Annotated in this window: 9 protein-coding genes; 4 read left to right on the top strand and 5 right to left on the bottom strand. The window is 51.3% G+C overall.

Features of this window, described 5'->3' with window-relative positions:
* Position 1 precedes the first annotated feature (1 nt).
* Together cydB and MH215_RS15215 are read right to left on the bottom strand one after the other, a co-directional pair.
* Entirely contained in the window at positions 2-1030 is a 1029-nt protein-coding gene (cydB, locus tag MH215_RS15220) for a cytochrome d ubiquinol oxidase subunit II (RefSeq protein ID WP_239291237.1), read from the bottom strand.
* Positions 1002-2417 carry a cytochrome ubiquinol oxidase subunit I gene (locus tag MH215_RS15215; protein ID WP_239291236.1) on the bottom strand — a complete coding sequence of 472 codons (1416 nt, stop codon included), beginning with the start codon at positions 2415-2417 and terminating at the stop codon, positions 1002-1004. The genes cydB and MH215_RS15215 overlap by 29 nt, the downstream gene beginning before the upstream one ends.
* Before the next feature lie 401 nt (positions 2418-2818).
* On the opposite strand from MH215_RS15215, the gene MH215_RS15210 reads away from it, so the two are divergent.
* From MH215_RS15210 to MH215_RS15195, 4 genes are read left to right on the top strand one after another with little or no spacing between them, the layout of a single operon-like run.
* Positions 2819-4120, top strand: coding sequence for a hypothetical protein (locus MH215_RS15210; protein WP_239291235.1), 1302 nt, complete (start codon positions 2819-2821; stop codon positions 4118-4120).
* Positions 4120-4911 (top strand): glycosyltransferase, encoded by a 792-nt coding sequence (locus MH215_RS15205; protein WP_239291234.1) that lies wholly within the window; start codon positions 4120-4122, stop codon positions 4909-4911. The genes MH215_RS15210 and MH215_RS15205 overlap by 1 nt, the downstream gene beginning before the upstream one ends.
* A gap of 1 nt (position 4912) precedes the next feature.
* Complete coding sequence (locus MH215_RS15200; RefSeq protein WP_239291232.1) at positions 4913-6322, top strand: glycosyltransferase family 4 protein; 1410 nt, start codon at positions 4913-4915, stop codon at positions 6320-6322.
* The gene (locus MH215_RS15195) at positions 6319-6993 is read left to right on the top strand and encodes a class I SAM-dependent methyltransferase (protein ID WP_239291230.1); all 675 of its coding nucleotides are present in this window, start codon (positions 6319-6321) and stop codon (positions 6991-6993) included. The genes MH215_RS15200 and MH215_RS15195 overlap by 4 nt, the downstream gene beginning before the upstream one ends.
* A 102-nt stretch (positions 6994-7095) precedes the next feature.
* Here the strand turns inward: MH215_RS15195 and MH215_RS15190 are convergent, their stop codons facing one another.
* Genes MH215_RS15190 through MH215_RS15180 form a run of 3 tightly spaced genes read right to left on the bottom strand, consistent with a single transcriptional unit; the run spans position 7096 to position 13472 of the window.
* The gene (locus MH215_RS15190; RefSeq protein ID WP_239291229.1) at positions 7096-9162 is read right to left on the bottom strand and encodes a glycosyltransferase; all 2067 of its coding nucleotides are present in this window, start codon (positions 9160-9162) and stop codon (positions 7096-7098) included.
* 34 nt (positions 9163-9196) lie between these two features.
* On the bottom strand, positions 9197-11092 hold the full coding sequence (locus MH215_RS15185) for a glycosyltransferase (RefSeq protein WP_239291228.1): 1896 nt from the start codon (positions 11090-11092) through the stop codon (positions 9197-9199).
* On the bottom strand, positions 11055-13472 hold the full coding sequence (locus MH215_RS15180; RefSeq protein WP_239291227.1) for a tetratricopeptide repeat-containing glycosyltransferase family 2 protein: 2418 nt from the start codon (positions 13470-13472) through the stop codon (positions 11055-11057). Before MH215_RS15180 ends, MH215_RS15185 begins: the two co-directional genes overlap by 38 nt.
* Positions 13473-13534: the final 62 nt, after the last annotated feature.

Raw genomic sequence — 13534 nt, 5'->3', positions numbered from 1 at the left:
ATCAGTACTCCAGGTGGTGCTGCTCGTTCAAGCGTTTGCGGAACACATAATAACTCCAGATCTGATAGCCAAGGACAAACGGCAGTAAGGTGCATGCTACAATCGTCATCACTTTCAAGGAGTACCCACCCGAGGAAGCATTATATACGGTCAGGTCAAATGCAGAGCCTAACGAACTAATCATCACTCTTGGGAACAGACCGATAAATACCGAAGCAAAAGAAATCGCGATTACAGCTCCCGTCATACCAAAAGCCCAGCCTTCCCGTTTCTGACGAACGAAATAATTCGCTAAAGCCAGTGCTGCTGCCCCAAGGATCACCATGATCCAGAGTGCCCAACCCCGTACAGTGAAAATATCGGTCATAAGATAGGTCATCACCGCGTAAATGGCAAGCATAGCCGCAAGCGGAAGCATCAATTGGCGCGCTGTATGGAGAGCACGCTCTCTTAGGTCGCCAACAGTGCGCAGTGAGACAAATAATAGTCCATGAACTAGACACAATAAGGTCACACTTAAACCACCTACGACCGTATATGGATTAACGATGTCTAGAAAACCTGCACGAAGCTGCATCTCTCCATCAATCGGCAGACCCTTCATCAGCGTAGCGAACACAACGCCGAACAAGAAGGGCAGCAAAGCACTGGATACAACGATGATGATATCCCACGTTTTGCGCCACTGTTGCTGCTTTACTTTACTGCGGAATTCAAATGCTACCCCGCGTCCGATCAGAGCTAACAGCACCACAACTAGCGGCAGGTAAAAACCACTGAACAACGTGGCGTACCAGTGCGGGAAGGCCGCAAACATGGCGCCCCCTGCCGTAATCAGCCACACCTCGTTTCCATCCCAGAACGGGCCAATCGAATTAATGAGTGTACGACGCTCCCGGTCTGTCTTGGCGATGATACCTGATGACATCCCTACACCAAAATCGAAGCCTTCAAGGAAAAAGAAACCGACAAATAACACGGCGATCAGCAAAAACCAAAGCTCACTTAGTGACAACGGAATACCCCCCATCCACGCCGAACGGATCGGCCGATTCGTCCTGATCTTCTGGCTTATCTACAGCATATGGCCCTGCTTTGATCTCACGCACAAACAGATAAACCATCACGATACCTAGCACGGTGTAGGCAGCCGTGAATGCAATGGTAGAGAACAAGATCATACCTGCCGATACATTCGGTGAAATACCAGCCTCCGTCGTCATATAGCCAAATACCGTCCAAGGCTGCCGTCCAACCTCGGTCATGATCCATCCGGAGGTGTTCGCGATAAACGGCAGAGAAATGGCAAATACCATGAGACGCATAAACCATGGCTTCGCCACTTCCAGCTTCTTGCGCATAGCTAGGTACGTACCATATAGAGCCAGTGCAATCATCAAACCACCTGCCGCAATCATAATGCGGAAGCTCCAGAAGGTCGTACGTACCGGTGGGATGTAATCTCCAGGGCCGTAAGTCTGCTGGTATTCTGCATTCAATTCTTTCATACCCTTGACGCTGCCCGAAAATGTACTGTAGGAAAGGTAACTCAGCAATCCTGGGATTTTGATCTCCCCTGAATTCTCCTGCTTCTCCGGATCGATGAAAGCAACCACCGTCCATGGTGCAGGGTCTTCTGTTGTTGTCCACGTTCCTTCACTGGCTGCCATTTTCATCGGTTGGGTCTCAACCAGGTATTGTGCCTGGAAGTGCCCAGAGAAGGCTACACCGAAGGAGGATACAAGACCGATGATGATCGCAATATTGAATGATTTGCGGAAAATCTCAACGTCCTGTTTTTTCATTAATTTATAGGCACTGATTCCTGTTACAACAAACGCTCCTGTCATTAATGCTCCAAAGATCGTATGCGGGAACTCAACGAGCAGCTGACCATTGGTAATCAGTGCGAAGAAATCATTCATCTCGGCTCGGCCGTTGTTAATCTCGAAGCCCACTGGATGCTGCATGAATGAATTCGCTGCTAATATCCACAGTGCCGATAAGAAGGTGCCGACAAACACCAGCCAGATGCAGGCCAGATGGACTTTTTTGGACAAACGATCCCAGCCAAATATCCATAGCCCAATAAAGGTAGACTCCATAAAAAACGCCAGCAAGGCTTCAATAGCCAGGGGCGCACCGAATACATCCCCAACAAAGCGGGAGTACTCCGACCAATTCATACCGAACTGGAACTCTTGCAGGATACCTGTAACGACGCCAACTGCAAAGTTAATCAGGAACAATTTGCCCCAGAACTTGGCCATCGTTTTGTAAATTTCTTTTCCCTTCATGACGTACAACGTCTCCATGATCGCTACCAGCAGCACTAGACCGATGGACAGCGGCACAAAAAAGAAATGGAAAATCGTTGTGAGCGCATATTGGATTCGCGATAGCATGATCGGATCCATACCGTTACCCCTTCTTTCTCTTCTATTCGCATGATTATGTATGTACTTGGGATTGAAGCTGCACCTTCGCTGTCTGTCCACCAAATACATTGATGAACGTATTGTGCCAGATTACCTATTTTATACATGTGATAATAATCACAAACTTAATCGAAAAATCCACAAAAATGTGACGACGGTCACACATTAGTGCCAATTTAAAGTATGATTCTCTGTTATTTTGAACGCTTGTCAACTTCGTCTATTCACGGAAGTTGCTCATGTTTGAGACGGAATGCCCATATGTTAATGTCAGGCAACCTATTCCTTGTGCGACAAAGGCTTTACATATGGAGTGAGTCCAACGAATTATATCCGTGTTATCCGAGTCTAAATGCAAACAAAGTGAGGTGATCCAGCCCGTGGAAGAACCTGTACAATCCAGCGAGAGTCAGATTCATCCGAACGAGACAGCTCAAAAATATAAGGAGACGTCCCTCTCTCCAATTCAATACGTTCTATTTCCCCGTAAAGGGGGATGGTCGTCATTTCCTTATCCAGACATTGCTGCACTACTGGCTGCTGAAGGAGCAGTCTACTACGTTAGCCATCTGGAACGGTCAGACGATCTACCTGCAGCAATTACGCTAATATCCTTACTGGAGGCGGAAGAACTGCTACAACAGCCTCGTACTGTTGCAGTCGTTGCGCATCCGTACTGGCTTACCGCAGTAGCCTCCATTCAGCCTGATCTGTTGATAACGCTCCTGCCAGAACCTGTCCAAGAGGAAGCCGACTCGCCGCTCTGGGAGAGCTGTATTAGCAAGCTGGTTGGCATTTCTAATCTGGTATGTACGTCCTCAGAGACACGTTATATGAAACTGGTATTTCAAGGTGTCCGCACTGTCTGGCTAGGCGGGGAAGACCCTACACCTACTGGCATGATGCAAAAAGATGAGCTTGAAATTCCACTGCTGGATTACGAAATGCTGTTCCTGCATGCACTCCAACAGATCCATAGCAGTGCCACAGATACCGTTACCCAGCTTCAATGTAAGCTAAGAGCGGATTATTATCGGAAGCTCCGTTCCAAAACAGGCGCACATGAGACGATCTCCTTTTTGCTCGCTGCTTATGAATATATATTGGAAGACTCGCGGGCGGCTGCAACCGTTCAAGAAGCGTTTGCCCATGCGATCTCAAGTGGACGCTCTGACTGTGTTCAATCACACTACCGCTTCCTCTCCGCCATTCAAGCAAGAGCCGGGGAAGTGGAGAACGCTCTGCAAGTGTATGGAACGACTGCCGCCACGGATCAGGAACGGCATCATTATGAGCAGTTATGTCGCTGGCTGGAGGCTGGAGAGCATCAGCTCGTGCAGGCAGAATTACTACGTCTGAATGATGATTATGGAACGGCTCTAAAAGTACTCGATGAGCTCGGCGGAGAAACGGCCCGGCACTGGAAGTTTCGCATTTTCCAAGAAACCGGACGTGTAGAGGAAGCACTTAAACTGGTTCATGCCGCAGATATTGTGGATCAAGCCAGCCAGCAAGATTACCGCCAATTGTCCGCTACCGCTCTAGCCCTGCGGGGAGAACGCCATGGAGCAGTTACATTATTTCTAGAATCAGCTCTAGATGATGAGCATGCTCTTGCCCGAATTGTCGAAATGGAACTGCTGGATCAAGCGATACAACAGCTACTTGGGGAGGTGCCCTAATGTTTGATCCAAAGAAACGCAGACAGCATATGCGGGAGCCAATCCTCGAGACAGAGCCAGCCTCCATCCGGCGAATCCGCAAAAGCCAAAACAACAAACTGACTGCAATGCTTCAGGTTCGAAACGAACGTGGGCGATATCTGGAGGAAGTGCTGCACAATCTGAGTGATTTTGTAGATGAGATCGTGATCGTGGATGATGCTAGTACAGATGGAACGCCAGATATCTGCCGGTCTTATCCCAAGGTTGTCCGCTTAGAGGTGCTTGAACAACCGTTATTTGCTCAGGAATGGCGTCTACGTAACGTCTTATGGCAAGCGGCTGTGAGTACCTCACCAGACTGGCTCCTATCTGTTGATGCTGATGAGTTGTACGGGACAAAAGCCAAACAAGCCGTGCGGGAGCTCATTAACCAGGAGCATGCGGACTGGGTTGCATTTCGGTTCTACGATATGTGGGGTGGACGTACTCACTATCGAGAGGATGAACTATGGAACCTACACCAGAGGCACACAGCCTCACTTGTGCGATATATACCTGAATATCCCTACTTCTACCCACAGCAAAATCATCACGTTCCCCGTCTCCCCCTATCCTGCATGGTCTTGCCTGGCATCCATACCGAATTAAAAGTACAACACCTCGGCTGGGCAGGTAGTCTGGAAGATCGGGTGCGTAAATATCTGCGTTACAAGCGCATTGATCCTGATGGACAATGGGGCAGTCTCGAACACTATGAGTCTATTCTTGATCCGGAACCCCGGCTGGTTCCTTGGAAGGAGGAGCAGTGACATGGGGGTAGTCAGCATTCTAACGCACAGCTTCACAGACGGGTACAACCGGGAGTTTGCACGGGTGTTTGGGGGTGGACTGGAACGATATATTTTGGATCTATGCAGTGTCATACATGAGATGGGACATATCCCTGAAGTGCATCAACTATCCTATTTCGAAGCTTTTCAGACACGTACAGAACAGATTGACGTTTTCGGTTACCCATACGATATGAACGATGTGCCTGAAGCCTTCGCCCGAATGGCCGATGCTGCACGCGGCCCTATCATTTATGCTAGCTGCATCTGGCAACCGATTGCTTATAAACCAGGCAGTCTCGGTATCTGCCACGGTATTAATTGGGATCGTCCTGGCCTACCGCTTGAAACAAAGCAACAGGTTGCCGAGCATATTCAGCAGGCTGTCGATGGACTGCTGAATATCGTATCTGTGGATTCTCATTTTCAGACTTATTGTCGTGCTTCATGCACGTTCAGTGACCCTGCACAGCTCATTTTAATTCCGAATGCAGTCGATACCTCATACTTCACCCCTGCTCCTCCTCGGCGTCAGATGCAGCAAGAACAGGAGGCACAGTGGCTATCCCAGTGGAAGGAAGACCTAGAGCAGCATGAAGATAGTTTAGATCGTATCGTCATCTCCAGCACGTCTGATTCCCCATCTCCTGAGCTAGAGCGAGATCAGCATATAGATGGGGATGTACCTAAGAACATGTTTACACAGAAGCCGGAGGTGCAGAACGAAGAGGATGAAGAAAGTGAAGAAAGTGAAGAACAGCCTGCAGGGTTGGCTGTAGCGAATAAGTTGAACGAACCAGATGCCAGCTCCCGCCCTGTACGTATCCTCTATCCTCGTCGTGTCAGCCTGGAACGTGGCATCATTCCGATGATGCTGGCGGCAGATCAGTTGCTTGGAGCCTTTCCTGATCTGGAGATCGAGTTCGCCGGAGAACTGGTTGAAGGCAGTACCGTAGGCCGTTCCTTCCGTTACTGGCACCGCACACACCCGCATGCCGAGCGGATATTTCACCGTACGTATGATTTCAGGGATATTCGTGAGGCATACCATCATGTCGATATTGCGGTCATTCCTACGATTTTCTCGGAGGGCACCTCGTATGCCTGCCTGGAAGCAATGAGCTGCGGGTTACCTGTGGTCGCCTCTAATGTGGGTGGTCTAAACGATCTAATTCAGGACGGATTCAACGGATTGCTCGTTCCGCCAAACCAAGAAGCGTTGACTGCTGCTCTCGTCCGACTTGTCCAAGACAGAGCCGAGCGGGAACGTCTTGGCATCTATGCACGCGAAACAGCACTCGCCTATGATCTATCCCGATGGAAACGCAAATGGAGTGAGGTACTCCGTACATTTCTTGCTGACGCAGATATGAAGGAAGGGGTTCGATGATGATGGATGCAGCGGATCAGACAGAATTAATGGAATCTAGATATGTTCGACGTAATGATCCTAAGACCGATACACTGATATTCCCCTTACATCCGGCATGGTGGAGCAGACCTTATGAATACGAATGGGCTCGTCAATTCGCTCGTCCGAGTGACGTTGTTCTAGACGCTGCCTGTGGCATCTCACACCCCTTCAAATTCTGGCTCGCAGAGCAATGTCAGGAGGTTCATGCCTGCGATTGGGATGATCGCATATTATCGGAGGAAGCCATCCTGCTGGATATCATCTCAGACTTTGGCGAAGAAGCCGCACGTGATTTTCCTGAGTTCTATCTAACCAAACTGCACCGTGCACAGGCTAATCTTGCTCAGTTACCCTATCAAGCAAGCACATTCGACCGCGTCTTCTGCATCTCTGTATTGGAGCATCTAGATACAGGCACGATGTTACGTGCGTTTCGAGAATTCGCCCGAGTCATGAAGCCAGATGGAAGGTTAATCGCAACGTTTGACGTGCCCGAGATGCGCCCTGACCTGCTGGAGACCATCATGGCTGTTACCGGATTAACGATTGATGGGAAGCTGAGCGTGGAAGAGCCTGAGGATGCCATCTGGTCTGACATGTATGGCACCCCCATTCGTTGTTTTCGGGCAGTCATTCGTAAAAGTTAACCGATTAAACGCCGGGATTTATAAGTGCGTGTTCAAACAGATCGGTTTACCGAGAAGATGGGATGAAGATAGAAATGGAGTAACGGACTTTGGGAACACCCTCTATAAGTGTACCCATAGCAGCTGGCATTGCGCTGCATAGCTGTCAGCAGTGGTTGCGCCAGGAGCTGTCAGGCGCAACAATGCACGTACGCCCGGCGTAACGGTCGTCGCCGGGCGGCCTGCGGCGGTGGCTTGCAGCGAGCTGCACTGGGCCAGTTCGGCCCATGCACGCGCGGCATGCCGCCGCCCTGCGAGCAACGCGAGCGTGCCCGCCACAAGTGCCTCCGCTGTGCGGATGGCGGCGGGCACTTCGTCCGCGAAGGGCTGCCCTGCGGCTGGAGGCTCGCCGCCGCAGAGCTGAAGCAGCCCTTCGCGGACGCTCGCGGGTGCGCGCAGCACCCCGCAGCGTGCCGCAGGCGCAAGCGCCGCGAGCAGCGCCGGTGCGGCGCCCGGCGGCAATGCCGTCAGCAGGCGCAGCCACGCTGGCCAGGCGCCCACGCGCGCAAGCGCATCGGCGGCGGCGTGCACGGCGGCCTGCGGCGCTTGCGCTGGGCTTGCGGCGGCGGGCGCAGGCTCGCGTAGCAACGCCTCCGCTGCGCAGGCTGCCGCAGGCCACGGCGGCATAGCCGCATGGCAGTGCGCGAGGCCAACAGCACGCGCACCACCTGTTGCCTCGCCTGCTGACTCGCCTACTTTGCCTGCTGCCTCGTTTGGCGCTGCGGCAGGCAAACCACGCCGCTTGCAGGCGAGCGCCCACAGCGCCAGCGTTGCTGCCGGCCCGTGCTGCGCATGCGACGCCCAAGGGCGCAGCGCCACCTCGGCGGCAGCATCTTCGCCGAGCTGAGCCAGTGCAAGCCCCGATGCCAGCGGCTGTGCCTGCATCACACCGGCGAGCGAGCCCGCATGGCGCAACAGCCATTCTGGCCGGTGTACATCCAGCGCAGTCTGGAGCATCACCTGCCATGCCACTAATGGCAGGTGATGCCTTACAACAACGCGTGCCACCGCGTTAGGCCGCTCTGTAACCGCAGCTAACCACAGTAGCCGCTGCCATGCGGCCACGCTGTCTGACTTGGTCGCAATTGCGGCAGTGTAGGCTTCTTCTGCCTGCTGCCACTGACCTAGCTGTTCATACGCCATGCCTTCTAAGATCAAGCTGCGATATGATCCAGCTCCCGAAACGGACGTGTACTTTGAGCCTGATCCAGCAACGGACTTGGCATGTCGCAACCAATCCAGCGCATCTTCTTCATGTCCCAGATCCAGCTGGAGCACAGCTCCAAGCTCCAACAGATCAGGAAAGTCCTCATACACCGGTGCCCAGGCTTGCACAATAGCTAGCGCCCGTTCGGGATGTCCGTATTCTCGCCAGGCATACGCCGTCTTGAGCACCAGATCAGAGTGGTAGCCACACCCTGGTTCTAGTTCTGCCAGTAGAGGAACTAATAACCGCAATGCTTCCTCATAATTTCCTTGTTGAAACCACTCGGCAGCGAGTGCATACAACAATTCAGGTTGGCCTGGGGTTTGATTCAGAGCGGAGCGGATTAACCGCATATTCCGCTCTATTTTATTTTTGCTCGTAATGACCCTATCTAGATATCCATCATGTAGAATCTCTAGCTCACACGCTGCAATCCCCTGTGGTGCGAAGGCATAGATCGAAGAAGCGACCTCTTCATGAATCGTCCCTTTAAAGGCAATCCGAGGATCGTTCCGAAATAGACGACACACCACATCTGTTACTCGTTCTTCACCGGAGTGACCGAGCAGGCTTGTAACTTGTATCCAATATCCCCATATCTCATCCTGATCACTTGATACTAGACGCCCCATCTCAGTATGCATTGACTCGGTTGGCAGCCATACTTCATCTGCATCCAGCACTAAAATCCACGGATTTGTCGCTAAGGCGAGGGATTGGTTGCGTGCTCTAGCGAAATCCCCTGACCAGGTGGCATGCATTACGATTGCACCGTAGCGACGGGCAATATCAGGCGTATCATCGGTTGATCCTGTGTCCACAACGATGATCTCATCGACCACATCACGGACTGCGTCCAGACACCGCTCAAGATGCTGCGCTTCATCCTTAACGATCATGCACAAGCTGATTCCCATCCGCATGTTTTATCCCCGCCCTTATCCGCCTCTACTCTACTTATGACCCGAAACCATCCGGTCCCGGCAATTCCAATCGAAGCCGTTGCACCAGCGGCCAACACCGCTGTCGTTGTCCATTTACGCCTTCACCCCACTCACGAAGCTGTTCATCCGCAGCACTCACGAGCCCACGAACCAGCCAACTCGTGCCCGCTACCGTATTAGCTGCCCCGGCAAAAGGCTCCTCTGCTTGCTCCTGATGCGTCTCTCCCCCCGGTGAGACCCCAGTCGCGAGCTGTTGCCGACCCATCTGAATGAGTGTATGAAGCTCCTGCCATTGACCTGATTGCACACATCCTTCCATCAGCAACCCAAATGCCTGCCATCCGTCATACCCGCCGTTAGCTGATTCCCCTTTAGTCACAGGTGTGTTACTGTCCTCAGCCTTGCCTTCATGCCTTTCTCCTCCTAGTCCATCCGGCTGGGAATGACGATAAAGCCAATTGTATAGTCTATCGGTTCCTTCTATCGATCTTCCTTGAGCCCAATGTAATCGATCGAGCCAGCTGGATGCTTGCTCTGCGTACAGACCTTTTTTACGCTGAATTGGCTCCAGTTTGAGTCTGGCAGCCTTCCATTTCCCACGTTGAATCTGAAGCAGAGCCTCTGCCATGGATAGTCGTTCTCGCTTCTCAACTGGATCTGCCGATGATGAAAGTTCCGCTATCCACTCGACTGCTGCCTCATAACAGCGACTTTGCTCCATCACACCCAGCACTTTGTATATTGCTTCTTCCGATTCCAGTGCAAAGCGTTCTCTAATCAGCTCGGGGATCTGCTGCTCTTGTCCCGATACCCGCATGATACGGAATATTCGGTATAACGGGGGCAACAGGCTCGATTGGGCACGGACAGCCTCTACGTAGGCATCTACTGCACCCTCCAGATCTGCCTTCCCCTCCAGCAATCTGCCCAGCGTGTACCACGTCTGATAGGTTCCGAGACCTTCTTCAGTATGGTACATCGGTGGCGGCGCTCCCAACCGAATAGCTTCACGTAGCCAGAACTCTGCCTTCTCTACATGTCCAAGTGCATCTTCACATACCCCGCGATGATGGTGTAAGTCCGTATAATCCGGGAATAGCTCCAGCGCTGCATCAATATGCTCCAATGCCTCCTGCCAGCGATTCAGATGCTCCAGACATCGAATCTCATACTTGCATAGCAGATGCGCATAGCTAGTTACCGTTGGATCGATGCCCGCCTTAGCCACACCAAATGTCTTTAGTGCCCGCTCCGCTTCACCTAGACGCAAATATTCGACACCCAGATTATAATGATGAAACGGCTGATCCGGCTCTTCCTTGACCGCTTGTTCTAACAGACGTAAATTGCGATTCACTTTGTCTTTGTGCTCCACCACAGCCGTCTGGTAGCCATAATGATGGATGACCATATCGGTTAGGTGAAACGCAGCCTCTGGATTCCTCCGGCAGATAGCTGCCGCAATCTGTTCGTGTATCCGCCCTTCGAACCGATGCTCCGGCGCATTTCTGAATAGTCTCAACACTGGATTAACGGTAGCCCCTTGCTGACCCGAACCTGTATAGTTATGGATATTTAAAAACAATCCGTCACATCCGCTGACTGCCGTCCAGCTCCTGATCTGCTCCTGAGCAACCTGATCCAGTGCTTCATCCGCATCCAGAAAGAGAATCCAATCGCCGGAAGCTCGCGCGAGTCCAGCATTACGTGCCGCGGCAAAATCATCGCTCCACGCCAAATGCACAACCATTGCTCCATACGACTCCGCAATCACTACACTGCGATCTGAGGAACCTGTGTCTACAATAATGATTTCATCGACCGCTGCTTGCACACTGTCCAAGCATTGAGGCAGCCACTGTTCCTCATCCTTAACGATCATGCATAGCGAAATGAGATTGTTCGGCAATATGATTCCTCCTTTCCTTTGCATGGAAGACCGTACGCCAAGGAAGCCCCTCAGCAAGTCGCAATTTTTGCTCCAGCACCGTCAATTGAGCTTTCAGTTCAGCAACGGAAGGAGAACGTGTTACCTCCTGCTCTATGACCTCCTTAGCCAACTGCAAATAACAGAGAGATGTACCTGCTCTGGCTCGATGTAATCCTGGTTCTTGCTCCAGCGCTTGTTGGAACAGAGCTAGAGCTTGATCGTAATACCCTCTGGTATACACCGTTTCCCCGAGAATAAATAGACTCTGCGCCTGTAGCTCCCCTTCTGCCATACACTGAATTAACATCTCGGCCGCTGCCATCGTATATCCGGTGCGATACAGCACCTCGGCGATCCATTGCTTGTGCAACAAACGTTCATGAGGTTCTACATACAGCTCTGCGATCTTCATATGCAACCGTTTCGCAAGGGATAACTGTCCTGTCTGTACAGCCCGTTCTATGATTGTTTTTGCTAATGTTCGTACGCCTGCTGCAACTTGCGATGTAGTTACCCTTTGACTATCTTCGTCTCGCTGAATGATGCGCTTATTCTGATCCCAACCCTCATCTTTCAAGTGTGATTTCACTCTTGTCTCTGTATTATTAGATGTCCTTATCTCTATATTGTTCTTTTTCTTCGTTTCTGTATTGGTTCCCGTTCCTGTCTCTATCTCTGTATCGCTCTGATCGCAAAGTAAATGGTCCAAAGCTCTCCAAGTAGAGCTCTCTTCTGGGTCAGTTACAGCCAGAAACGAGGGGGATAACGCTGAGCCATGAGCCCAGCACGCTACTGCCCAGTCCACTTTTAACTCAGACGCTTTAAATACAAGATGATCTTTCCCATCCCGATACTGCCTCTCTGCCCATTCTCGCACTTCGGACACCCTGTTCACACACAGCATCCAGTACACGAGGTCAGCTTCCGGTATGCTATGGTTGCAATCCTGATCTTGCAGAATGTGCAGTGCCTGTTCGTATGCTCCGCAGGAGGCAAGTGCTTGAATAACCTCCGTTATATCCCGATCAGCTTCAACGGCAACTCGGTGCAGTTGTTCCTTCCATTGGTCTTTCCATTGCATCTGCAATTGTTCAGCGATCCGTTCATCTGGCTCATCAGACTGTTGCAGAACATCAGCCAAACCTCTCCACGCTGGTGTATAGGTTGGCATTTTAGCTAACGCAAGCTTATATAATTGAGCTGCTTCTTGCAGGAATCCTTTTTTCTGTGCTAACCGTCCCATCGCTGTAAAGGGTTTATAGGTAGCCGAACCTTGCTCTGTAACATAAGCGGGCTCGGATTGAACCCCCTGTCCTTTATCAGTGGTGCTCTGCAATTCAATCTTCATTATGTTCTCTGATGTTCCATTGTCTGTATGATGCTCAACTGCTTCTGCATAAACCTGATAGGCGCGTTCTTCCAAACCCTGCTGCTGCAACGTCTCCCCGAACAATAGATGCAGATCCGCGTAACCCCAATAATGCTGTCTTTCCGCAGCCAGAAGTCCATGTGCTTCATCATAACGTTCCAGCACGATAAGCACCTTCGCATAGTCTCGAACTAAGGTTGGACGATAAGGTGCTTCCAGCGGGGTAGATTGAAGAGATTGCGCGAATGCTTCTGTCGCCCTCTCCACATGTCCAAGCTGGCAGTACGTCACACCGAGATTATAGAGGTGAAAAGGATGTTCTGGTTGCTCTGCAAGCTGCTTCTGTAACAGCTTGAGATTGCGACTTGGTTTTTGTCCGGTCGCCATAGTAGACGGCAAGTAACCGTCATGCATGATAACCAATGGAGCGAGAGGTTCCTGCTCCACGGATACACCCTTTGCTATTTCAGTAGACAGCTCGCTTTCTACACTTGCACCCGCAGTTATCGCTCTTTCTCTATCTCCTGCGGTGCTACGAACGAGCTGTTCATGGATCCGTCCGTTGTACCGGTATCCTCGACCTGCTCGGAAGAGACGGACAGGCTGAAACAACACGTTCGCTTGCTCCTGTTCGCCGATTCGATTGATTATGGTGACTCGCAATTTGGTGATGCTAGGCTTAACCGTTGGAAGGAACGCAAGTAGCTCATCAATCCCTTCTACGGCATATTCATCCGCATCCACACACAGAATCCAGTCCGTACTCGCCAGCGGCAGACTGATATTACGGGCAGAAGCAAAATCCTCATCCCACTTCGCATGCAGCACCGTTGCCTGATGTTGTCTAGCAATCTCAACCGTGCGATCTACGGAGCCGGTATCTGTAACAAAGCATTCACTTGCAAGTGATTGGAAGCTGCCCAGACAACGGGGCAGGTAATGTTCTTCATTTTGCACAATCATGTGGATTCCGACTAACCCTTGCTTCACAGCACCATCACCTCCTATGCCAAAAAAAATACATGAAGCCCACAAAAGCGGACTCCATGTAC

It is taken from the genome of Paenibacillus sp. ACRSA (assembly GCF_022346845.1).
Classification (GTDB): domain Bacteria; phylum Bacillota; class Bacilli; order Paenibacillales; family Paenibacillaceae; genus Paenibacillus.
The sequence above is the reverse complement of the archived record's forward strand: the minus strand, read 5'-3'. Positions and strand labels throughout refer to the sequence as shown.